Raw genomic sequence first — 23,562 nt, 5'->3', positions numbered from 1 at the left:
TTGTTTTTTGAGGATGCGTCCCTACAAGGCATAGCCCCTCTTCTTCATTTTTATTTACCGAAACGTTTTTGCGGCTTGTCACGGCGTAGCCGAAGGCGAAGACGGAAACTTTTTTCAAAAAGCGACCCGCCGGAGGCCACTGAATGTTTAAATGCGTTGCCCCTGTATCGATCACGTCGCCCCATTGCCTACCCGGCCCCGGGCTGATAAAGTAAGCCATTGATCCATCGCTTTTTCATCCGGTTTCACATTCCCCACCCCAAGGTTGCCATGAAACGATTTGCCATCACACTCTCCGCCCTTCTGCTGCTCCTCATGACCGCCACCCTTTGTGCGGCCGAAGACAAGGCATGGTACATGGTCGATGAAATCCGCCTCAACGCCATCCGTGTGGAGGTGGGGGGCTGGACCATTGATCCCCCCGACCCGGAGGTGATCAACAAGCGCCTGGAAACCCTTCAGACCCTCATGGACAACGCCTCCTCCTGTGTGGAGACAACGGAAAAAGAGCTCTCCCAGGTGGAAAAAAAGGCGGCAGTGCTGGGGGACCCCGACGCCTCCGATGACTCGGAGCTGGCCAGGCGACGAAGCACCCTTGAAACCGACCGCAAGAACCTGGAGCAACGGCTGGCCATCTGCAGGCTCCTCAACCTAAGCGCCCGGGAATTGCAGAAGCAGATCATCACCTGGCGCCAGAAAAATTTCACCAGCGCCCTGCTGGACAGGCAACAGCCCGTCTGGAAGTCCATCGTGGCCCTGCCCGCCCTCATTGCCTCCCCCCGGACGCTCTACGAGTTCAGGGCCACCGCCCACCCCGACACCAACCTCATGCTGCTGGCCGGATTCTTCCCCCTGCTCCTTTTGCTCCCCCTGATCCTCACCCTGGACCGCCGGATCAAGAGCTGGTCCGCGGAAGACCCGGAGCTGAAACGCCATAAGGCAGCCCTTATGTTCACCCGGCGGCTGCCCGCCATTGCCCTGCTCACCTCCACGGCTTCAGGGTTTTACGCCGGAGGCATCATCACCCTGGCAGCCCCGGTGGGTGCCCTGGCCATCGCCCTGGCCGTCAGCCCTCTAGTGGAGCGGTACTTCAGCAAAGAGACCCTGGGCGTCCCCGCCTCGTTTTCCCTGCGGGTCTTCATCACCCTGGTCCTGCTCATCGAAGCCATCGTCATTGCAGACATCGAAAGCCGCGTTCCCGGCCCCCTGGCCGCTGTGGTCCGAAGCGTCCTCATGCTCCTGCTCCTGGGTGCCTCGGTCCGGGTCCTCTGGGCCCTCTCCCGACACCCCCGTCTCTCCCTGCTCAGGAGCATCCGCATCCCCCTGACCTTCTGCCTCGCCTTCGGGCCCGTGGCAGACTGGCTGGGGTACCGCCACCTGGCAACCTTTGCCACCGTGGGGGTCCTGGGCACCCTCACCGGCGGGCTGGTGGCCTGGGCCATTGTCCTGGGGATCCACAAGGTCCAGGACATCCTCACGGAGATCCCCGCCAAGCCCGGGGCCCTTAAGATGCGCCACACCCTGGGATACGGGCCGGAAGAACAGGTGAAGGGGCTCTTGCTCGTCACCCGCAGCCTCACCATCGTGGTCATCCTGGCCTTCGGCCTGCTTGTCCTGAAAATCTGGGGCCAGACCGCCATCCAGGCCACCACCCTGGGGACCTTCTTCCTTGAAGGGTTCCGCGTGGGCAACATCGTCATCGTTCCGGTGAGGATCATCATGGCCGTGTTCCTCTTCTTCCTGATCCTCAACATCTCCCGGTGGCTCAAGCACCAGATGGGGGAAAAGTGGCTCACCCACACCAACTTCGACAAGGGCGAAAAACAGTCCATCGTCACCCTCACCGGGTACGTGCTCACCGGCTTTGCCCTCTTCTACTCCCTGTCCATCGCCGGGCTGGAGTTCAAAAACCTGGCCATCATCGCAGGGGCCCTTTCCGTGGGTATCGGCTTCGGCCTTCAGAACATCGTCAACAACTTCGTCTCCGGCCTCATCCTCCTTTTTGAACGCCCCGTCCGCCCCGGGGACTGGGTGGTGGTGGGGGAGACCGAAGGGTATGTCAAGCGGGTCAGCATCCGGTTCACCCACATCCAGACCTTTGACCGGGCCGACGTGCTGGTGCCCAACTCAGACCTCATCGCCAACCAGGTGACCAACTGGATGCTGGGGGACCCCTTCGGCCGTGTCATGGTCCAGGTGGGCGTGGCCTACGGCACCGATACCCGAAAAGTCCACGATCTGATGATGCAGATCGCCGAGGAGCACCCCATGGTCCTCACCAACGGCCGCCTGGTCCCCAAGCCCAGGGTGCTGTTCAAGGGCTTCGGCGACAGCTCCCTGGACTTTGAGTTGCGCTGCCATATCCGGGACATCGACTACCGCATGACCGTTCGAAGCGAGCTGCTCTTTGCCATTGACGACGCCTTTCGAAAAGAACACATCGAGATCCCCTTTCCCCAGCGGGTGCTCCACCAGGCCACAGAGCCCCGGGATGAAGAAAAAGACGAGGCCAAGGCAGAAGGCACCGCCCCTTCCCCTGAAGAGTCCCATTGACCCCAGGATCGCCCCTTTGGAAAACCCCTTGATATGCATTGAAAATTTGTAACCCGTCCGTCCCCTGTGGTAGAATAGGAAAATCACACGCCCCCGTGTGACGTGATCTGCCCACCCGCAACACGCAGCCAGATCACCCGTTCACCCCGTTTCTTTCGCCTATGGTCTGATACACCGCCTCCCCCGAGGCACCGGGCCGTGTCCGGCCCTGCATATCGCCACAATCCAGGCCCCCGGCACGTTTCCCAAGGCACCCTATGTTCAAAGACCTGAAAGAAACTACGCAGCATCGCTTAGGCATCGGCTTCGGCACCATCCTGATCCTGATGATCAGCCTGGGCTCCGTTGCCCTGCACCAGATGGGGCAGCTCTCCGACCTCACCCGGAAGATGTACCGCCACCCCTTTCAGGTCAGCAACACGGTCCAGCGGGTGGACTCCAACATTATAAGGCTTCACAACGCCATGAAGGACGTGGCCCTCTCCCGCATTCCCCAGGAACTCCAGATAGCCGTCCTCACCATGCAGGCCCTGGAAGAAGAGATCGAAAGGGACTTTAAGGCCATCAAGCGCCTCTACCTCGGGGAACACGCCATGGTGGATCACGCCCTGGCCCTTTACAAGGAGTGGCTGCCCATCCGCGACGAGATCATCATGCTTGTCAAGGACGGCGAGCCCTGGCGGGCGGCAGAAATCGCCAAGGGCCGGGGTGCCGCCCACATGGAACTCATTACCCAGAGCATGGCCCTGCTCAACGAATCCACCCAGTACGAAGCACAGATCTTCTTCAACCACACCCGAAAGGTAAGGCGCCAGGCCTTTATCCTCATGTACTGGGCCCTGGGCCTGGCCTTCACCGCCGGCCTCTACTTCACCTGGCTGGTGACCCGCTCCGTGGCCTCCCCAGTCCAGGAGATCGTGGAAGTCTCCGACGCCATTGCCAAAGGGGACCTCCACCGCCAGATCACCTACCACTCCGAAGACGAGGTGGGCCAGATGGCCGCAAGCCTGCGGCACATGCTCTCCGGGGTCATCGGCGAGGGCCAGTCCATCAAACGGGGCATCCCCATCGTCCTGTGGACCGCGGACACGGAGCTGAAGATGACCTACATCAACCGGGCGGCCGCCACCCTGGCCGAAGAGCTCACCGAGGTGGAAGCCGAGGGTCTCGTGGGGGATTACCGGGTGGACGAAGTGATGAAGGATGAAGACGGCCTCTGCGGGATCATGGCCAGGAAAAGCCTGCTCTACGGCATGCAAAACGACATGGAGCTCTACTTCCGATGCGCAGACGACGTGCGCTGCCTGCGATGCGTCACCTCCCAGCTCAAGGACCTCACGGGCCAGGTGGTGGGGGTCATGGGGGTGGGCATCGACATCACCCAGCGCATCAAGGCCGAAGAACGCCTCATGGAGAGCGAGGCGCGCCTCGAAGAGGCCCAGCGCATCGCCCACCTCGGCCACTGGGAGGTCAATCTGGAGACCGGCCTGGCCACCTGGTCCCAGGAGTTCTATCGGATCTTCGGCCTGGAACCCGCAGGCGAGCCCATCAGCCGGGAGGGCCTTAAAAAAATCGTCTCCCCCGAGCACTTCGAAATCATCGACCGGATCCTGGGCGCCATTCTCAATGAAGGGCGCACGGTCTTTGAAGAACGCATCACCCTCCCCGACGGCACGACACGATGGGTGGTGGGCAAGGGACTGCTTGCACGCAGCGAAGAGGGAACGCCCCTTTCCGCCTTCGGCACCGTCCAGGACGTCACCGAACAGAAACTTGCCGAAGAGTCCCGGCGGACCCTTGAAGGCGAGCTGCGCCAGTCCCAGAAGCTCCAGGCCATCGGCACCCTGGCAGGGGGCATCGCCCACGACTTCAACAACATCCTGGCAGCCATCCTGGGGTTCTCCGAACTCCTCGAAGACGAGGTCAGGAAAGGGAGCCTCGAACACCAGTACGTGGAAGAGATCCTCAAGGCGGCCAGGCGGGCCCGGGACCTGGTCAAACAGATCCTCAACTTCAGCCGACAGGCGGACCAGACCCTGACCCCGGTGTTCCTGCGGCCCGTCATCGGCGATGCGGTGAAACTGCTCCGGGCCACCATCCCCAGCACCATCACCATCGACATCTCCCTGGGCGAGGAGCCCGAAAAACCGGTGATGGCCGACCCCACCCAGATCCACCAGATGGTGATGAACCTAGGCGCCAACGCGGCCCACGCCATGAAGCACCAGGGGCGGCGCATTGCCATCGCCCTCACCCAGGAGCCCCTCTCCGCAGAGGTCATGGGCCGCCACCCGGACCTGAAGCCTGGGGAATACCAATGCTTCACCATTGACGACCAGGGCTGTGGCCTGGCCCCTGAAACCCGGCAACGCATCTTCGACCCCTTCTTCACCACCAAAGAACCCGGGGAAGGCACCGGCATGGGGCTCTCCGTGGTCCACGGCATCGTCAAGGCCCTTAAAGGGACCATCGAAGTGGAGAGCGTGGTGGGCCAGGGTACCCGCTTTGCCATCTACCTGCCCACGGTGGACGCAGATCCCCCGGACGCCGACGCCCCGGACGAGGCCGCCCTGCCCACGGGGGGAGAGCACATCCTCCTGGTGGATGACGAAGAGGCCATCCTCTCCGCCACGGTCTCGTCCCTGAAGAGCCTGGGCTACCGCGTCACAAAAAGCCAGGCAGGAGATGAGGCCCTGGGCCTCTTCCAGAACGCCCCGGACGATTACCACCTGGTCATCACCGACATGAACATGCCCAACTTAAACGGCGCTCAGCTCTCCGAAAAGCTTCTGGCCATCCGACCGGACATCCCCATCATCCTTTTAACGGGCTACAGCGACCAGATCGACGAACCCCTGGCCAAAAAAATAGGAATTCGCAGCTACCTCCTCAAACCCCTGGCCAGAAATCAGCTGGCCCATGCGGTTCGGGACGCCATGGGCCACGGCGCACACACGGAGGCGTAACCTCGGAAGTCCCAGAAAACAAAGTCCCTTAAGCCCCGGTTGCGGCATCGGCCGCCCGCCCCCACGTCACCTCGGCCCAAAAATGTTCACTTTAGAATCCCACCCCCCCAAAAAACCCCTCAAAAATCTTCGCACCTGAACTTTTTATGTTCGATAGTGAAAATTTTACTTGCTTTTTGCGGCATGCATAGCCTATTGATTAAGTGCGTTGACGACGTTGTTCGAAACTGAACATGCATCAGCACCGTGCAACGACTGAAACCCACCGCAGAAACAGGTTCCGAACACGGGCCACCGCTCTGGAACGGAACCGTCAAACCAAACAAACCGCTTCAGGAGGGCAACATGATCAAGATAGGCATCAACGGATTCGGACGTATCGGCCGACTGGTCTTCAGGGCAGCAGTAAACCGCAACGACATGGAAGTCGTTGCCATCAACGACCTGATCGATGTGGACTACATCGCCTACATGCTCAAATACGACTCTACCCACGGCCGCTTCGACGGCACCGTTGAGGTTGCAGACGGCAACCTGGTGGTCAACGGCAACACCATCCGGGTCACCTCGGAGCGCAACCCCGCCGACCTTGCCTGGTCCGACGTGGGCGCCGACTACGTGGTAGAGGCCACCGGCCTGTTCCTCACCGAAGAGAAAGCCTCTGCCCACTTAAAGGCAGGAGCAAAGAAAGTCGTTCTCTCCGCCCCCTCCAAGGACGCCACCCCCATGTTCGTCATGGGCGTCAACCACACCGATTACGCGGGCCAGACCATCGTCTCCAACGCCTCCTGCACCACCAACTGCCTGGCCCCCATGGCCCACGTCGTTCACAAGGCATTCGGCATCAAGGAAGGCCTCATGACCACGGTCCACGCCACCACCGCCACCCAGATGACCGTGGACGGCCCCTCCCGCAAAGACTGGCGCGGCGGCCGCGGCGCTGGCCAGAACATCATCCCCAGCTCCACCGGCGCAGCCAAGGCCGTTGGCAAGGTCATCCCCGACCTGAACGGAAAGCTTACCGGCATGTCCTTCCGCGTCCCCACCCCGGACGTCTCCGTGGTGGACCTCACCTGCAGCCTGGAAAAGCCCGCCACCTACGATGAGATCAAAAAAGCCCTCAAAGAGGCCGCCGAAGGCGAACTCAAGGGCATCCTCGGTTACACCGAAGACGCCGTGGTCTCCACCGACTTCGTGGGCGAGTCCTGCACCTCCGTCTTCGACGCCGAAGCCGGCATCGCCTTGAGCGACACCTTCGTCAAGCTCATCGCCTGGTACGACAACGAATGGGGCTACTCCTGCAAGGTCCTGGACCTGCTCAAGCACATCGCTGAGTAGGGACTGGTTTCCGGCCCTTATCCGACGCGCCGCAGCCTGGCCCATGGGCTAAGGCGCCCCTTCGGATACATCGGCCGGCCCCATGCGCCGCGGGCTGCCGGGGCCCTTTCCGACCAAAACAAACAACCCATGGAAAGGCCCCGAAAGCCCGAAGGCGCCACATATTTGCCCCCTGTGTCGCCACCATGCCGCGGAGGCAACGAACACAACCGTGACGATGGATGAGGAACCGACGATGAACAAGCTTTTTATTGAAGAGATCGACTGCAAGGGAAAAACGGTGATCGTACGGGTGGACTTCAACGTGCCCGTCAAAGGCGGCGCCGTTGAAAACGACAAGAGGCTTCGGGCAGCCCTGCCCACCATCACCCGCCTTGCGGACAGCGGCGCCAAAGTGGTTCTCATGAGCCACCTGGGTCGCCCCAAGGGCCAGAGAGTGGAAGCCATGAGCCTTGCCCCGGTAGCAAAACGGCTCTCCGAACTCCTTGAAAAGCCCGTGGCCTTTGCCGAAGAGTGCATCGGCCCCAAAGCCCAGGAGGCGGTAAACGCCCTTGCGGACGGCGACGTACTTCTCCTTGAAAACCTGCGATTCCACAAGGCCGAGACCGACAACGACGACGCCTTTGCAGCCGAACTAGCCAAGCTGGCCGACCTCTACGTCAACGACGCCTTCGGCACCGCCCACCGCGCCCACGCCTCCACCGAGGGAATCACCCGACACATGGACACCTGCGCCTGCGGCTACCTTATTAAAAAGGAGCTCGATTTCCTGGGCAGCGCCCTGGCAGAGCCCAAGCGCCCCTTCACCGCCATCATCGGCGGGGCCAAAATCTCCGGAAAAATCGATGTCATCAAGGCCCTGCTCCCCAAGGTGGACACCCTGATCATCGGCGGCGGCATGGCCTGCACCTTCCTCAAGGCCATGGGCCGCGAGATCGGCAATTCCCTGTGCGAAGAGGAAAAACTCCCCCTAGCCAAAGAGCTCCTGGAGCTGGGCAAGGGAAAGATCCTCCTCCCCTCCGACTACCTCGTCACCGACCGCCTGGATTTTGATAACCGGGCCATCGGCTCCGCTGACTTTGTGGCGGAAGACGCCATCGCAGCAGGTCAGATGGCCGTGGACATCGGCCCCACATCCGTGGCTGCCTTTGCAGAGGCCATCGCAGCATCCAAGACCGTGGTCTGGAACGGCCCCATGGGGGTCTTTGAAATCGAGGCATCGGCCAAGGGCACCTTTGCCGTGGCAGAGGCCCTGGTCACGGCCACGGCAAACGGCGGCACCACCATCGTCGGCGGCGGGGACTCCGCAGCCGCCATCGAAAAGGCAGGCCTGGCCGACAAGGTCTCCCACGTCTCCACCGGGGGCGGCGCCTCCCTGGAGTTTTTGGAAGGCAAGAAACTGCCCGGGGTGGAAGCCCTGGGAACACCGACACGCTGAAAAAAAAGCACGGCACAGACACATAATCACTGCGTTTCACCCTGTCAGATGGCTTGAAAAAGGATGAAACACAAAATCCGTTATCCGCGGGCCAAGCCCCGTGAACGTTCATGCAACGCACCCTCGCCGTCTTCCCACGGTGAAAACCCGCGTGCAGCCATACGCCTGAAAAAACCGCAGGGGCAAGGCGAGGGTTCGGAGCATGGACACACCAGGAGTATGTCATGAAACGTGAACAAATGATTCGGCAACTGGAAGACCCCTCACGGGTCTGGGACGTTATCATCATCGGCGGGGGAGCCACGGGCTTAGGTTCCGGAGTGGACGCAGCCTCCCGAGGCTACAGCACCCTGGTGCTGGAGCAGGGCGACTTTGCGGAAGCCACCTCCAGCCGCAGCACCAAGCTGGTCCACGGCGGGGTGCGCTACCTGCAGCAGGGCAACATCGCCCTGGTCATGGATGCCCTGAAAGAGCGCGGCATCATGCTGAAAAACGCCCCCCACCTTGTTTACAACCAGGCCTTTATCGGCGCCCATGCACCGGGTGGGAGCGCCCCTTCTACGGCATCGGCCTGAAACTCTACGACATGCTCGCCGGCAAGCTGGGCTTCGGTCCCTCCAAGCTCCTCTCCAGGGAAGAGACCCTCACGCGCATCCCCACCCTCAAGACCGACGGCCTCAAAGGGGGCGTGGTCTACCACGACGGCCAGTTCGACGACGCGCGCCTTGCCATCACCCTGGCCCGCACCATGGAGAGCCTCGGTCAGTTCCCCATCAACCACATGGAAGTCACCGGGCTGCTGAAGAAGAAAGGCGGCGTGGTGGAAGGGGTCACCGCCCGTGACCGCCTCACCGGCACCGAGTACACCCTGAAGGCCAAGTCCGTGGTCAACGCAGCCGGCATCTTCGTGGACAACATCCGCGCCATGGACAACGAGAACACCAAAAAACTCATCGCCCCCAGCCAGGGCGTGCACCTGATCCTCGACAAGTCCTTTGCCCCCGGGGACACCGCCGTCATGGTCCCCCACACCGACGACGGACGCGTCATCTTCATGGTGCCCTGGCACGACCACGTTATCGTGGGTACCACCGACACCCCCATCAAGGACCCGGTCATGGAGCCTGTCCCCCTGGACGAGGAGATCGATTTCCTCCTCAGCCATGCCGGCCGCTACCTCTCCAGGGTCCCCTCCAAAGGGGATGTCCTGAGCGTCTTCACCGGCATCCGCCCCCTCATCTCCGGGGACGACTCCGACGGCAAGACCTCTTCCCTCTCCCGGGACCACCATCTCACCATCTCCCCCAACGGCCTGGTCACCATCGCCGGGGGCAAGTGGACCACCTACCGCAAGATGGGCGAGGACACCATCGACCGCGCCGCCCAGATCGGCGGCCTGCCCCACCGCGACTCCCAGACCCGGGACCTGAAGCTCCACGGCTGGTGCGTGAACGCCGACCTGAGCGATCCTTTCCACGTCTACGGCAGCTACGAAGGTGAGGTCAAAGAGCTGGCCCAGGAGAACCCCGAGCTGGCCGAGCCCCTGCACCCCGCCCTGCCCTACACCGGCCTGGAAGTGGTCTGGGCCGTTCGCAACGAGTGGGCCTGCAACGTGGCCGACGTGCTGTCACGCCGTACCCGTTCCCTGCTGCTCAACGCTGCAGCCAGCGTCTCCGCCGCCCCCAGGGTGGCCGCCATCATGGCAAAAGAGCTGGGCAAAGATCAGGCGTGGATCGACGAGCAGGTGGAAGCCTACGGGAAGCTGGCTGAAAACTACATGCCCAGATAAGGGGGCCCAGAGGCAGGCCGACACGACTTTCCGGCCTGCCTGACCATCCCGTAACACAGCCCTTGGACGCTCGTAACACAAACCGGGTAACCAAGACACAATATGAACACAGCCTCCCTGAAATGGCCGTCCCCGCCCGCCGCAGGTTTCCATGACCCCTGAAAGGCGGGGCCGGCCATCTCATCAACCGGGAGAGACCCTTTGCAAGCTCAAGGAGAGAACATGCGCAGGACCAAGATTGTCTGCACCATCGGCCCCACCAGCGAGTCCCCGGACGTGCTTCGTAACCTCATTGAAAGCGGCATGAACGTGGCGCGGCTCAACTTCTCCCACGGGAGCCACGACGAGCACATCAAAAAGATCCGTACCATCCGCGAGCTGTCCCGGGAGATGGGCAAACCCGTGGCCATCCTCCAGGACCTCTGCGGCCCCAAGATGCGCACCGGTAAAATCGAGGAGCCCGGCATCGAGCTGGTCCCCGGTGCCGAGCTGATCCTCACCTCAGAAGAGATCATGGGCGGCGGGAACCGCGTCTCGGTCTCCTACAAGGACCTGCCCGAAGAGGTAAAGGCCGGCGACGTGATCCTCCTGGCCGACGGCCTCATGGAGCTCACCGTTAAAGAAGTCAAGGGACAGGACATTGTCTGCACCGTGGTCATCGGAGGCCTTCTCACCTCCAACAAGGGCATCAACCTGCCCACCAGCGTCCTGAAAATTCCGGCCCTCACCGAAAAGGACAAAGAGGACCTGGCCTTCGGCCTTGAAAACGACGTCGATTTTGTGGCCCTCTCCTTTGTGAAGACCGTGGACGACATCAACGAGATCAAAGAGCTCATCGCAGCAGCAGGCAAAGCCACCCCGGTCATCGCCAAGATCGAAAAACACGAAGCCATCGCCAACATCGACGAGATCATGAAAGCCACCGGCGGCATCATGGTGGCCAGGGGCGACCTGGGCGTGGAGATTCCCTTGGAAGATGTCCCGGGCGTTCAGAAGATGCTCGTGGAAAAATCCGTGGCAGCGGGCAAGCCCGTCATCATCGCCACCCAGATGCTCCGCTCCATGGTGGACTCCCCACGCCCCACCCGCGCCGAAGCCACCGACGTGGCCAACGCTGTTCTGGACGGGGCCGACGCCGTCATGCTCTCGGAAGAGACCGCCAACGGCAACTTCCCGGTGGAGACCGTCCGCTACATGAGCCGCATCGCCGCCAAGGCCGAAGAGACCTATCCCCACAAGCAGTTCATGAAGAGCGTCTGCAAAGAGCGCGTCTCCGACTCGGTCTCCTACGCAGCCTGCGTTCTGGCCGAAAAACTCAGCACCAGGGCCATTGTGGCCCCCACCACCTCCGGGTTCACCGCCCGTCAGATCTCCCGGTTCCGCCCCGACTCCCCCATCATCGCCCTCTCCCCGGACGAGGCCGCCATGCGAAGGCTCTGCCTCTCGGGCCGAGCCACCCCAGCCTGGTGGACAGCGCCGAGGGCATGGACGAAATGATCGAGCAGGGAGCCAGCGAAGCTTTAGAGACCGGCCTCGTGGACAAAGGCGACACCATCGTCATCACCGCCGGATACCCCACCTGGGTCCCCGGCACCACCAACATGGTGAAGGTGAAGGTGGCGTAAACCGCTTTTCGCGGTATCGTCTATCGTAATGGAAACATCTGGTGGTGGGAGCCGGGGGTGCCTGCTCATGGGCTCCCCGGCATCTCCCGTCGCCGCTTAATATAAGATAAAGAAGGTATGACATGACTCAGATCACCAACGTGGTTGCACGCGAAATCCTGGATTCACGAGGAAACCCCACCGTTGAGGTGGACATCACCCTTCACTGCGGCGCCACCGGCCGCGCTGCCGTTCCTTCCGGTGCCTCCACCGGTACCCGCGAAGCCCTGGAGCTCCGGGACAAGGACCCCAAGCGCTACCTTGGCAAAGGCGTTCTCACTGCCGTTGAAAACGTCAACGCCATCATCGCCCCGGCCGTCATCGGCCTGGACGCGTCAGACCAGGTGGCCCTGGACGAGGCCCTCATCGAGCTGGACGGCACGGAAAACAAATCCAAGCTGGGTGCCAACGCCCTGCTGGGTGTCTCCATGGCCGCGGCCCGCGCAGCAGCCGACGCCTACAGCCTTCCCCTCTACCGCTACCTGGGCGGCATGGCGGCCTGTGAGCTGCCCCTGCCCATGATGAACATCGTCAACGGCGGCTCCCACGCCACCAACAGCCTGGACATCCAGGAGTTCATGATCATCCCTGCAGGCGCGGGCACCGCAGCCGAAGCGATCCGCATGGGCGCCGAGGTGTTCCACCACCTCAAGTCCCTGCTCAAGGAGAAGGGGCTCACCACGGGCGTGGGCGACGAAGGGGGTTTTGCCCCCAACCTGGGCTCCAACGAAGAGGCCCTGGCCCTGATCATCGCTGCCGTTGAGTCTGCCGGATATGTCCCCGGCAAGGACGTGGTCCTGGCCCTGGACGCCGCAGCCAGTGAGTTCTACAAAGACGGAAAATACGTACTGGAAGCCGAAGGCAAGGCCCTCACCTCCGAGGAGATGGTGGCCTACTACGAACGCCTCGTGGCCACCTACCCCATCGTCTCCATCGAAGACGGCCTGGCCGAAGGCGACTGGGACGGTTGGGCTCTCATGACCCAGCGCATGGGCGAGAAGATCCAGATCGTGGGCGACGACCTGTTCGTCACCAACCCCGCCATCCTCGCCAAGGGCATCGAGCTTGGGGTTGCCAACTCCATCCTCATCAAGCTCAACCAGATCGGCACAGTCACCGAAACCCTGCGCGCCATTGAAATGGCCCGTGCGGCCGGGTACTCCACGGTCATCTCCCACCGTTCCGGTGAGACCTCGGACACCTTTATCTCCGATCTTGCCGTGGGCATCTCCGGGGGCCAGATCAAGACCGGCTCTCTCTCCAGGAGCGACCGCGTGGCCAAGTACAACCAGCTCATGCGCATCGCCGAAGAGCTGGGCGCTGCCGCCCGTCTTTCCCGACCGGCCTTCGTCAAGTAACCGACAGTAACGGGACGTGGATAACAACAGGAGCATCCCGTTGCGGCCGTTGCATGCCGTCCCACCGGAACAGCAAGCCCCGGTGGGACAGCATCTTCCCGGACGACTGCATGGCGCACCTTAGTGTTCACGCCCCGAGAGCAGCCTCCTGCGGCAGGGGCGGCGCTCCACGGCTCACCCAGCAGGTTCTCCTCACCACCAGCAGGGTTCCGTGGCCGCCCCTTGCCGGGCCGCTGCCACCCTTTTTTCGGGATGCAGGCCCCCTGTACAGGGGTAGCTGCCCCATGCCCGAGACGGCCGGAAAATGCCTGGCGCAAGGCGTTTTCCGGGCGTTCAACGGCCATTTTCAGGGGAAAGGCACACATCGGTGCGGATGTGTCCGGCCCCCACCAAGGAGCGTGCAGCCGAGCTGCAACACCCGTCCGCCAGCTGCACGCCCGCCCTTTTCCACGTTCGCTGAAAACGGATCGGTTCCCTGCCGGGCCCCTTTTAGCAGCGTCCCCTTCTCCCCCGAACATCCGGCTTCACCCCTGTTTCCCCCTTTCTGTTCGCGATTTTAAATTTTTCGTTCAAATGTTCACTATCGAACATCAAACCGAACGAAAATTTTCACAATGAAAATGTTCCTCCCCTGAGACCGAACCTGAACACGGGTTACCCTCTTGTCATCCGTTTTTCTCAATAAATGCCAAAGACAAACCCTTTTTTACGCCGCGCCAAATCCCGCCTCAAAATCGCTCATTGCATACCAGTTCCCTTATAAGTCACCAAACATCAACGATAAAATTTTCACATTCGAATATTTTTAACTTGATTTATTTCGGTTTCGAATATACATCAAACAAACAGTGTTTCTCGCGCAACGCTACGTTTGACGGGAAACCGATATGCCCGGCAATGGAGGCGGGCGAAATTCTTGACGTTCTTAAAGAGATGATTTGGAGGAAAGAGTATGTCTAGTTTTCTGGGAGAGCTGATTGGAACATTGATCTTGACCCTGTTCGGATGCGGCGTTGTTGGAGGCGTTGTACTGAACAAATCCAAAGCTCAGGACTCCGGGTGGATCGTAATCACCCTTGGGTGGGGTTTTGCCGTAGCCTTCGCCGTTTACCTCGTGGGGAAATACTCCGGTGCCCATGTTAACCCGGCCGTTACCATCGGCCTTGCCACCATCGGCCTCTTCCCCTGGGCTGATGTTCCCATGTACATCGCCGGCCAGATGATCGGGGCCTTCATCGGCGCTACCCTGGTCTACCTGCACTACTACCCCCACTGGGCTGAAACCGAAGACAAAGACGCCAAACTGGGTGTTTTCGCCACCGGTCCCGCCATCAGCAACCCCATGGCCAACCTCTTCAGCGAGATCCTCGGCACCGCCATCCTCGTCTTCGGCCTGCTGGGCATCGGCGCCAACAAATTCTCCGAAGGCCTGAATCCCCTCATCGTCGGCTTCTTCATTGCCGCCATCGGCCTCTCCTTCGGTGGTACCACAGGTTACGCCATCAACCCCGCCAGGGACCTGGGTCCCCGCCTTACCCACTTCTTCATGCCCATCGCAGGCAAGCGTGACTCCGACTGGGGCTACGCCTGGATCCCCGTTGTCGGGCCCATCATCGGCGGCGTTGCCGGTGCCCTGCTTTACAAGGCCATCGTCATGTAGGAAGATCAGGAGGCCGATTCCGGCCCCTGCTGCACACCGAACAAAAGAGCAAATGAACACAGCGGACGGTTCCTCCGTCTAACCGAAACCACCCTGCGGCTGTCCGGTCCGCAGGGGGTTCCTCGGGGGCCCTCCGCGCACAACCCATACTGAGGAGTCAATCATGGAAAAAAAATACATCATCTCCATCGACCAGGGAACCACAAGCTCACGTGCCATCCTCTTCGACAAAGCAGGCGAAATCCAGCTGGTAACCCAGAAAGAGTTCACCCAGATCTTCCCCCAGCCCGGCTGGGTAGAGCATGACGCCCTGGAGATCTGGTCTTCCGTCCAGTCTGTCCTGGCCGAACTCCTTGCCAACAAAGACGTCTCCGGCGACGACATCGCAGCCATCGGTATCACCAACCAGCGTGAAACCACCGTGGTATGGGACAAAAACACCGGCAACCCCATTTACAACGCCATCGTCTGGCAGTCCCGTCAGACCGCAGGCATCTGCGATGAGCTCAAGGCCAAAGGCCTGAACGACACCGTTCGCGACAAGACTGGCCTGCTCATCGATGCCTACTTCTCCGGCACCAAGGTCAAGTGGATCCTGGACAACGTGGAAGGCGCCCGCGCCAAGGCCGAAAAAGGGGACCTCCTCTTCGGTACCATCGACACCTGGATCACCTGGAAGCTCACCGGCGGCAAGGCCCACGTTACCGATTACTCCAACGCTTCCCGTACCCTGATGTACAACATCTACGACCTTGCCTGGGACGAAGAGCTCCTGGAAGCCCTCACCGTTCCCGCGTCCATGCTCCCCGAGGTTCGCCCCTCTTCCGACGTTTACGGCACCACCGCCCCCAACGCCTTCTTTGGCTACGAAATTCCCATCGCCGGTATCGCAGGCGACCAGCAGGCAGCCCTTTTCGGCCAGGCCTGCTACGAAGAAGGGATGGCCAAGAACACTTACGGCACCGGCTGCTTCATGCTGATGAACACCGGCGAAAAAGCGGTTAAATCCGAAAACGGCCTGCTCACCACCATCGCCTGGGGTGTAAACGGCAAGGTAGAGTACGCCCTTGAAGGCAGCGTCTTTGTTGCCGGTTCCGCCATCCAGTGGCTCCGTGACGGCCTGCGCATGTTTGCCGACGCCAAGGACAGCCAGGCGTACGCCGACCGTGTGGAATCCACTGACGGCGTCTACGTGGTCCCCGCCTTCGTTGGCCTGGGCACCCCCTACTGGGACAGCGACGTTCGCGGCTGCGTCTTCGGCCTCACCCGCGGCACCTCCAAAGAGCACTTCGTCCGTGCCACCCTGGAGTCCCTGGCTTACCAGACCAAAGACGTCCTCTCCGCCATGGAAGCCGACTCCGGCATCTCCATCAAGACCCTCCGTGTGGACGGCGGCGCAACGGGCAACGACTTCCTCCTCCAGTTCCAGAGCGACATCCTGGGCGCAGATGTTGAGCGTCCCGTCATCGTGGACAACCACTGCCCGCGCTGCCTACCTGGCCGGCCTGGCCGTCGGTTTCTGGAAGAACCGCGCTGAGATCGCTTCCCAGTGGAACAAGGACAAGACCTTTGAAGTTGCCATGGACGACGACACCCGCGACAGCCTCTACGCAGGCTGGCAGAAAGCCGTCAAAGCCTCCATGGCGTTCAAGTAACAAACGCCTTGCCTATCCCTGGTTGTCGCCCCGGAAAGACTGCTTGACATGGCCGGTCGATCCGGGGCGTCAACCACCGGGACCGCTGAATCCGTGGCGCCCGTGCAACGCACCTTCCCCTCTTACCCGGTGCAGTGCATTTATAGCATCCCCCTGCCCCTTGCGAACATCGCGGCGCAGGCATCGCCGGGCGCCACACCTGCCAGACCCGAACCACCCCTGAAAGGAGTGTCATGAGAACCCCCTTAATTGCCGGCAACTGGAAAATGAACAAAACCCTGGACGAGGCCATGGCCTTTGCCCGTTACCTGGGGGAAAACCCTGTAAGAGAAGGGGTCGACACCCTGCTCTGCGCCCCTGCCCCCCTGCTTTACCCCCTGGCCGACGCCCTTACCGGAACCGGCGTTGCCGTCGGCGCCCAGAACATGCATTACGAAGCCCAAGGGGCCTTCACCGGTGAGATCTCCGCGGCCATGATCAACGACACAGGCGCGTCCTACGTCATCCTCGGCCACTCCGAACGTCGCCAGCTTTTCGCAGAGACCGACGCCTCGGTCAACAAAAAGACCATCTGCGCCCTCAAGGCCGGAATCACCCCCATCCTCTGCTGCGGCGAAAGCCTGGAAGAACGCGAAGAAGGCCGCACCGCAGACGTCATCAAGGCCCAGGTCGTCAACGGCCTTTTAGGTATTGCCGAGGCCGACGTCACCGGCGTGGTCATCGCCTACGAGCCCATCTGGGCCATCGGCACCGGCAAAACCGCCAGCAGCGCCGACGCCAATGAGGTCTGCGCGGCCATCCGAGGCATCATCGCCGACCTGTACAGCCAGAAGGCAGCCGACGCACTGCGCATTCTCTACGGAGGCAGCGTCAACGCCGATACCATCGAAGGGCTCATGGCCGAAACCGACATCGACGGTGCCCTGGTGGGCGGCGCCAGCCTCGACCCGGCAAGCTTTCACCGTCTGACCACTTTCTGAGCAGGAGCAGTACCCATGAACACACCGGTGACACTTGTCATTCTGGACGGCTGGGGAGAGGGGAAACCCTGCCGCTACAACGCCGTCCAGCATGCTGACACCCCCAACATGGATCGCTTCATGGCCGAAGCCGCCCACACCACCCTTGCCGCCAGCGGCGAGGACGTGGGGCTGCCTCCAGGCCAGATGGGCAACTCCGAGGTGGGGCACCTCAACATCGGCTGCGGCCGTGTCGTCCGCCAGTCCCTCTCGCGCATCACCCATGCCATCGAGGACGGCTCTTTCTTTGAAAATCCGGCCCTGCTTGAAGCCGTAAACCGCGCCAAGGAGCCGGGCAAGGCCCTGCACCTCATGGGTCTCCTCTCCGACGGCGGCGTCCACAGCCACATGGCCCACCTCAAGGGCCTTTTGGACATGGCCGCCCGCAATAAGGTGGAGCAGGTCTTTGTCCACGCCATCCTGGACGGACGGGACACCCCGCCCCAGAGCGCCCTCTCCTTCATCGAAGAGCTGGAGCACACCTTCCACACCATGCGCGTGGGCACCCTGGCCTCCCTGAGCGGCCGCTACTACGCCATGGACCGTGACAACCGTTGGGAGAGAACCCGATACGCCTACGACACCCTCACCGGTAACGAACCGGCCCGGGCCGCAACAGCCGCCCACGCCGTGGAAGCGTCCTACGCCAAGGGCGACACCGACGAGTTCTTCGAACCCCTGCTCCTTGAAGGGACCGAAGGGGCCATCCGCGACGGCGACGCCGTGATCTTCTTCAACTTCCGCCCGGACCGGGCGCGCCAGATCACCCGCGCCTTTGTGGATGATGAGTTTGAAGGATTCCAGCGGGAAAAACGGGACGTCCACTTTGTCTGCATGACCGAATACGATGCCGACATCAAGGGCACCTCCGTTGCCTTCGGGCCCGTCACCCCCAAGCGCCCCCTGGGCACTGTGGTGGCCGAGGCCGGACGCACCCAGCTGCGCATCGCCGAGACCGAAAAGTACGCCCACGTCACCTTCTTCTTCAACGGCGGCGTGGAGGCCGAATCCCCGGGGGAAACCAGGCTCCTGATCCCCTCCCCCAAGGTGGCCACCTACGACCTGAAACCGGAGATGTCCGCCGTCGAGCTCACCGACACCTTTGTGGAGCGCTTCGCAGCCTCCCCGGACGACCTGACCGTACTCAACTTCGCCAACGCGGACATGGTGGGCCACACAGGCGACATGAAGGCGGCCGTCAAGGCCCTTGAAACCGTGGACGACTGCCTGAGCAGGGTGGTTTCCGCCGCCACGGAAAACGGCGGAGCGGTTCTCATCACCGCCGACCACGGCAACGCGGAGATCATGGTGGACCCCATCACAGGAAACCCCATGACCGCCCACACCACCAACCCGGTGCCCCTGATTCTCCTGGGCGCCGACACCCCCTCTTTGCGGGACGGAGGTCGCCTCTGCGACATCGCCCCCACCATCCTGTCTCTCCTGGGGATACCCCAACCCGAGGAGATGACCGGTCAAAGCCTGTTGGCTTGATCCTGAGCCGGGGCGGACCCCAACGCCCCGGCACCCTCCCCGCACATTACCTACCACAAGAACACACCCTTTTTATTTTTTACTTAATTCCTACTACATCAACCCCGCACAATACATAGAAATACACAACAGCATAACAGCACACGCCCCCTTGACAGACCCCTGACAAGTCCAATTGATGGATGATTTCATTGATTTTTAATTCAATATTGGGTAGTATTAAACACACACTAACATTAGCACAGACGCAGCAAGTAAATTTAGCTTATCCAAACATAAGCTACACCATATAATTTTTCTAAATATGAGGTATCTGTTTTTTAGTACACGGTAATACGACGATGCCTTCGGGCCCTGCCGGACCCTTCGGCAACCTGAAATGGGAAAGGGAAAGACGTATGCGTAACACAAAGAAACACGGGTTCACCATCCTGGCCATGATGCTCCTGCTGGCCGCACACCCCGGCCGGGCAGAGGCCGGGAAGATCGAAACATGGGCCAAAGCGCTTCAACCCTCGGCGCTGTCACGGCAGGCCCAACAAGTCGAGCTCGCCTGGTTCGCCCGGACGGCCGCCCCATACAAGGGCATGGAGATGGCGACTGCGCCGAAGGGATCCCCACCCACAAGTGGGAGGCGGCGGTGCTGGCCAAGGCCTTCACCGAGATCACCGGCATCAAGGTCCGGGTGGACATCATCGGGGAAGGTGAGGTGGACGGCAGCGGCCGATGGAGACCGACAGAAGAGCAGTCCAACATCTTCGACCGCAACAATCGGCCACTGCGACAGTGCCCTGGACTTCAAAGCTTTTGTAGGGGAAGGGCCGTCGACTACAACCAGCCTGGGAAGCTGATGACTTCCTCAACCTGGAGTTCGGCCAGGACTACGAGGGCCATCAGCTCCAGCTCCCGGATCAGCAGTTCGCCAACCTCTACTGGTTCCGCTACGACTGGTTTACCAACCCGCAATTCAAAAAAGAGTTCAAGGCACGCTACGGCTACGAGCTCGGGGTGCCCATCAACTGGCAGGCCTACGAAGACATCGCCGAATTTTTCACCGGCAAGACCATCGACGGCAAAAAAGTGTACGGCCACATGGACTACGGAAAAAAATCCCCGGGCCTGGGGTGGCGCTTCACCGACGCCTGGCTCTCCATGGCAGGGGCTGGCGACAAAGGCCTGCCCAACGGGCTTCCCGTGGACGAATGGGGCATCCGGGTGGAGAACAAGATCCCCGTGGGGGCCACCGTGGCCCGGGGCGGTGCCACCAACGGCCCGGCCGCTGTCTATGCCATGGAAAAATACATCCACTGGATGAAGGCCTATGCCCCCCCGTACGGGGAGTACATGGACTTTTTCGTGGCGGGCATTGTTCCCTCCAAGGGCCGCATCGCCCAGAGCATCTTCCAGTACACCACCTGGCTCTCCGAAGACGCCTACACCAACCCGGAGAGCCGGGTAACGGACAGCAAGGGCAACCCCCTGTGGCGCGTGGCCCCCTCCCCCCACGGCAAGTACTGGGAAGAGGGCATGAAAGTGGGCTATCAGGACACCGGCAGCTGGACCATCCTCAAACACTCGGTCACGGGCAAGCACCGGAAGGCGGCTTGGCTCTGGGCCCAGTTCTGCGTCTCCAAGTCGGTGTGCATGAAAAAGTTCCTTGAAAACAAAACCCCCATCCGCAAAAGCACCATCTTCTCGCCCAAACTGGACCGTTACGAAGGAAAATTCGGCGGCCTCATCACCTTTTACCGCTCCCCGGTGGAGAACCGGTGGACGGACACCGGTCCCAACGTCCCCCACTACCCCTCCCTTTCAGCCCAGTGGGCCAAAAACGTGGGCATGGCCGTGGCCGGAGAGATCACCGCCCAGCAGGCCATGGACAACATCGCCCACGCCATGGAGGACCTCATGGCAGCCATGGAGCTTCCCCGGTACTCGCCGAAGCTCAACCCAAAAAAATCCCGCGACTACTGGCTGAACCAGCCCGGAGCCCCCAAGGCGCCCGTGCCGGATGAAAAGGGAAAGACCATGCCCTACGACAAACTCATCGAGACCTGGAAACACAGGGGATAAGGAGGCAGCCATGAAAATGATCTACAAACTGGGCGGAGGGTTCGGCATTGTCATCTTCCTGCTCTTAGGTGTCATCGGTATCTACCAGTACTGCGTCCGCTCCACGGTGAAAAGCGTGGGAAACCTCATGGCGGTGGAGCTGAAAATTGCTGAAAACGCGGCCGACGTCAAATCCCTGCTCATCGAAAGCCGGGAACTCCAGAGCCGCTTCCTCGCCAGCCGGGACGAAGCTGCCCTGGCAACCCTGAAGGAGGGCATCGCACAGCTCCAGGACGAAGCCGACGCCATCAACACCCTGGCCAGACAGGCAGGCTACCTGAAGAGCGCTGAAAAATCCGACCGGGTCAAGGACCTGGCCGAACACTACCTGGCCTCTTTTCTGGAACTTGCCTCGGCCTGGGAGCGCAAAGGGGCCGATGCCCACTCCGGTCTCCAGGGAGAACTCAACAAGGCGGGTGCTATCCTGGAAGAGAAGATGAAAGGCCACCAGGTGGAGACCCTCTACCTCGCCTTTCTGCGGCTCTGGATCTGCGAGAGGGAGTTCAAGCAGACCACCTTTGCCGACGCCAGGGAGAACCTCGTCAACAGCATCGATGCCTATGAAGCGGCCCTGAACCGCTCCACCTGCAGCGCCGAAAGCAAGGCCTACCAGGCCAAGCAGCTGGGCCTTTACAAAGGGGCCCTGGAGCAGCTGGACGACGACGAGTACTTCTACGAAATCATGGTCACCACCCGGGAGAACATCGAAGCCTCCTTAAACGATGTCTACGTGCCCATGGCCGGAAAACTCCTCCTGGCCATCCGCACCCATGAGAAAAGTTACCTCCTCTACGGAGAAGAAAAGGATGCCGAGGCCACCCGCACGGCCGTTACCACCCTCTCGGACCAGCTCAAGGGCGCCGGTATCACCCAGACCCACGTCACCGAGGCCACCGAGCAGCTGGATGCCTACGCCAATGCCTTTGCAGAGGTCCTTGGCGAAGAGAGGATCATCGAAGAGGCCGAGGCCACCATGGGCGCTTCGGCCCGGGAGATCGGCGAGGCCGTGGAGGGCATCTACCGGGAGGCCATGGACATCGCGGGCTCTCGCTCCCGAACCCTTGGTGACTCCGCAGAGACCCTGTCGCGCATCGCCATGGTCGTGGGAGCCGTGGCCGTCCTCATCGGCATGGTCCTGGCCTTTTTCATCACCCGCTCCATCACCGTCCCCTTAAAGCAGGTCATCACCATGGTGGCGGACATCGCCCAGGGCGACGGGGACCTCACCGGTCGCCTCTCCTACGGGGCACGGGACGAAATTGGAGAGCTGGCCACCCTCTTCAACTCTTTCCTCGAAAAGCTCCAGGGCATGATCCGCGATATTGCCGGGGGCTCCGGCACCATCGGCTCGGCCTCCAAGGAGCTGCTCTCCATCTCAGGAGAGATGACCAAGGGAGCAGACGGCATGTCCCATCAGCTCCACTCCGTGGCCACGGCCGCCTCGGACATGAGTGGAAACATCGAGAGCATGGCAGAGGCCCTCAACGACGCCTCGTCCACGGCCCACCTCGTGGCCTCGGCCACCGAGGAGATGACCGCCTCCATCGCCGAGATTGCCGGAAAAACAGAAACCGCCCGCTCCATCTCAGAGACCGCCGTCAGCGAGACCCACCGGGCCAAGGAGCTCATGGAGACCCTGGGCAGAGCCGCCAAGGAGATCGGCGAGGTCTCCCAGACCATCGATGACATCTCCGGCCAGACCAACCTGCTGGCCTTAAACGCCACCATCGAGGCGGCCAGGGCCGGGGAAGCCGGTAAAGGCTTTGCCGTGGTGGCAAACGAGATCAAAACCCTGGCCCACGAAGCCGGGGCAGCCACCACCCGCATCAACGAACAGATCGTGGGCATCCAGAATGCCGCCAAAAACACCACCGCCGGCATGAACGCCACGGCCCAGACGATTCATGAGATCGACCAGATCATCCAGACCATCGGCACCACCATCGAAGAGCAGTCTGTGACGACCCGGGAGATCTCCGGCAACCTGGCCCAGTCCTCCCAGGCCATCGCCCTGGTCAACGACCAGGCCCGAGACGGCGCGCGCTTTGCCGACCAGATCGCCCGGGAGATCACCGAGGTCAGCCACACCGCCGCCACCCTCGTCTCCAGCAGCGACATGGTCAACACCCATGCAGAAGACGTCACCGGCCTGTCCGGCGGTTTGCAGGAGCAGGTGGGAAAATTCAGGATCTGATACAACACACCACATAAAAACAATAAAAAAGCCCCCGGCAACGTTGCCGGGGGCGAATCCTTAATGTATGTGGGGAGGGGATATGCAAGGCAGGGTGCGCTTGCGCACCACCAAAGGGTCACGACACCCATAAAAAGCCATGCACAGGCTCCCCTTGCGAAACACAGAATCGGCAAAAGGGTTGATTTTCCGAACCCATGGTGCGCAAGCGCACCCTACAGAAGCCCACATATCAAGCTGTAATACCAACCGGTTTCCAAATAAACGGAAAGGGCCTCTCCTGCAACACCGGTTGCACCATATCATATCCCACGCGAATGCC

15 protein-coding genes and 1 pseudogene are annotated in these 23,562 nt (G+C 61.3%); all 16 read left to right on the top strand.

What is annotated here, in order from left to right; all coding sequences use genetic code 11:
• Nucleotides 1-270: 270 nt before the first annotated feature.
• The gene (locus ACOYW1_RS06640; protein WP_482422161.1) at nucleotides 271-2,553 is read left to right on the top strand and encodes a mechanosensitive ion channel domain-containing protein; all 2,283 of its coding nucleotides are present in this window, start codon (nucleotides 271-273) and stop codon (nucleotides 2,551-2,553) included.
• Nucleotides 2,554-2,810: 257 nt separating this feature from the next.
• Nucleotides 2,811-5,519 (top strand): response regulator, encoded by a 2,709-nt coding sequence (locus tag ACOYW1_RS06635; RefSeq protein ID WP_482422160.1) that lies wholly within the window; start codon nucleotides 2,811-2,813, stop codon nucleotides 5,517-5,519.
• A 345-nt stretch (nucleotides 5,520-5,864) separates the two neighbouring features.
• On the top strand, nucleotides 5,865-6,857 hold the full coding sequence (gene gap, locus ACOYW1_RS06630) for a type I glyceraldehyde-3-phosphate dehydrogenase (RefSeq protein ID WP_180144117.1): 993 nt from the start codon (nucleotides 5,865-5,867) through the stop codon (nucleotides 6,855-6,857).
• A 235-nt stretch (nucleotides 6,858-7,092) separates the two neighbouring features.
• Nucleotides 7,093-8,295, top strand: coding sequence for a phosphoglycerate kinase (locus ACOYW1_RS06625; RefSeq protein ID WP_482417007.1), 1,203 nt, complete (start codon nucleotides 7,093-7,095; stop codon nucleotides 8,293-8,295).
• A gap of 224 nt (nucleotides 8,296-8,519) precedes the next feature.
• Nucleotides 8,520-8,870 (top strand): FAD-dependent oxidoreductase, encoded by a 351-nt coding sequence (locus ACOYW1_RS06620; protein ID WP_482422159.1) that lies wholly within the window; start codon nucleotides 8,520-8,522, stop codon nucleotides 8,868-8,870.
• An 11-nt stretch (nucleotides 8,871-8,881) separates the two neighbouring features.
• Nucleotides 8,882-10,084, top strand: coding sequence for a glycerol-3-phosphate dehydrogenase/oxidase (locus ACOYW1_RS06615; protein WP_482422158.1), 1,203 nt, complete (start codon nucleotides 8,882-8,884; stop codon nucleotides 10,082-10,084).
• Between the two features lie 222 nt (nucleotides 10,085-10,306).
• A pseudogene (gene pyk, locus ACOYW1_RS06610) lies at nucleotides 10,307-11,709 on the top strand (pyruvate kinase).
• 122 nt (nucleotides 11,710-11,831) lie between these two features.
• Nucleotides 11,832-13,106 carry a phosphopyruvate hydratase gene (gene eno, locus ACOYW1_RS06605; RefSeq protein ID WP_482417010.1) on the top strand — a complete coding sequence of 425 codons (1,275 nt, stop codon included), beginning with the start codon at nucleotides 11,832-11,834 and terminating at the stop codon, nucleotides 13,104-13,106.
• Nucleotides 13,107-14,058: 952 nt separating this feature from the next.
• Entirely contained in the window at nucleotides 14,059-14,766 is a 708-nt protein-coding gene (locus ACOYW1_RS06600; protein WP_482417011.1) for an MIP/aquaporin family protein, read from the top strand.
• A 163-nt stretch (nucleotides 14,767-14,929) separates the two neighbouring features.
• Complete coding sequence (gene glpK / locus ACOYW1_RS06595; RefSeq protein WP_482422157.1) at nucleotides 14,930-16,303, top strand: glycerol kinase GlpK; 1,374 nt, start codon at nucleotides 14,930-14,932, stop codon at nucleotides 16,301-16,303.
• Complete coding sequence (locus ACOYW1_RS06590) at nucleotides 16,215-16,421, top strand: hypothetical protein (RefSeq protein WP_482422156.1); 207 nt, start codon at nucleotides 16,215-16,217, stop codon at nucleotides 16,419-16,421. The genes glpK and ACOYW1_RS06590 overlap by 89 nt, the downstream gene beginning before the upstream one ends.
• Before the next feature lie 233 nt (nucleotides 16,422-16,654).
• Nucleotides 16,655-17,401 (top strand): triose-phosphate isomerase, encoded by a 747-nt coding sequence (tpiA, locus tag ACOYW1_RS06585; protein ID WP_482422155.1) that lies wholly within the window; start codon nucleotides 16,655-16,657, stop codon nucleotides 17,399-17,401.
• A gap of 15 nt (nucleotides 17,402-17,416) precedes the next feature.
• The gene (gene gpmI, locus ACOYW1_RS06580; RefSeq protein WP_482422154.1) at nucleotides 17,417-18,934 is read left to right on the top strand and encodes a 2,3-bisphosphoglycerate-independent phosphoglycerate mutase; all 1,518 of its coding nucleotides are present in this window, start codon (nucleotides 17,417-17,419) and stop codon (nucleotides 18,932-18,934) included.
• Between the two features lie 398 nt (nucleotides 18,935-19,332).
• Nucleotides 19,333-19,785, top strand: a complete 453-nt coding sequence (locus ACOYW1_RS06575; protein ID WP_482422153.1) for a hypothetical protein — start codon at nucleotides 19,333-19,335, stop codon at nucleotides 19,783-19,785.
• 157 nt (nucleotides 19,786-19,942) lie between these two features.
• Entirely contained in the window at nucleotides 19,943-21,007 is a 1,065-nt protein-coding gene (locus tag ACOYW1_RS06570; protein WP_482422152.1) for a type 2 periplasmic-binding domain-containing protein, read from the top strand.
• Nucleotides 21,008-21,017: 10 nt separating this feature from the next.
• Nucleotides 21,018-23,240: a methyl-accepting chemotaxis protein gene (locus tag ACOYW1_RS06565; protein WP_482422151.1), complete on the top strand. Its 2,223-nt coding sequence runs from the start codon at nucleotides 21,018-21,020 to the stop codon at nucleotides 23,238-23,240.
• Nucleotides 23,241-23,562: the final 322 nt, after the last annotated feature.

It is taken from the genome of Desulfoluna sp. CYM3A, assembly GCF_056829965.1.
The sequence above is the reverse complement of the archived record's forward strand: the minus strand, read 5'-3'. Positions and strand labels throughout refer to the sequence as shown.

What these genes read in the sequence shown, in the direction of transcription:
- ACOYW1_RS06640 (WP_482422161.1), top strand. Translation starts at nt 271, where the DNA reads ATGAAACGATTTGCCATCACACTCTCCGCCCTTCTGCTGCTCCTCATG.
- ACOYW1_RS06635 (WP_482422160.1), top strand. Translation starts at nt 2,811, where the DNA reads ATGTTCAAAGACCTGAAAGAAACTACGCAGCATCGCTTAGGCATCGGC.
- gap (WP_180144117.1), top strand. Translation starts at nt 5,865, where the DNA reads ATGATCAAGATAGGCATCAACGGATTCGGACGTATCGGCCGACTGGTC.
- ACOYW1_RS06625 (WP_482417007.1), top strand. Translation starts at nt 7,093, where the DNA reads ATGAACAAGCTTTTTATTGAAGAGATCGACTGCAAGGGAAAAACGGTG.
- ACOYW1_RS06620 (WP_482422159.1), top strand. Translation starts at nt 8,520, where the DNA reads ATGAAACGTGAACAAATGATTCGGCAACTGGAAGACCCCTCACGGGTC.
- ACOYW1_RS06615 (WP_482422158.1), top strand. Translation starts at nt 8,882, where the DNA reads ATGCTCGCCGGCAAGCTGGGCTTCGGTCCCTCCAAGCTCCTCTCCAGG.
- eno (WP_482417010.1), top strand. Translation starts at nt 11,832, where the DNA reads ATGACTCAGATCACCAACGTGGTTGCACGCGAAATCCTGGATTCACGA.
- ACOYW1_RS06600 (WP_482417011.1), top strand. Translation starts at nt 14,059, where the DNA reads ATGTCTAGTTTTCTGGGAGAGCTGATTGGAACATTGATCTTGACCCTG.
- glpK (WP_482422157.1), top strand. Translation starts at nt 14,930, where the DNA reads ATGGAAAAAAAATACATCATCTCCATCGACCAGGGAACCACAAGCTCA.
- ACOYW1_RS06590 (WP_482422156.1), top strand. Translation starts at nt 16,215, where the DNA reads ATGTTGAGCGTCCCGTCATCGTGGACAACCACTGCCCGCGCTGCCTAC.
- tpiA (WP_482422155.1), top strand. Translation starts at nt 16,655, where the DNA reads ATGAGAACCCCCTTAATTGCCGGCAACTGGAAAATGAACAAAACCCTG.
- gpmI (WP_482422154.1), top strand. Translation starts at nt 17,417, where the DNA reads ATGAACACACCGGTGACACTTGTCATTCTGGACGGCTGGGGAGAGGGG.
- ACOYW1_RS06575 (WP_482422153.1), top strand. Translation starts at nt 19,333, where the DNA reads ATGCGTAACACAAAGAAACACGGGTTCACCATCCTGGCCATGATGCTC.
- ACOYW1_RS06565 (WP_482422151.1), top strand. Translation starts at nt 21,018, where the DNA reads ATGAAAATGATCTACAAACTGGGCGGAGGGTTCGGCATTGTCATCTTC.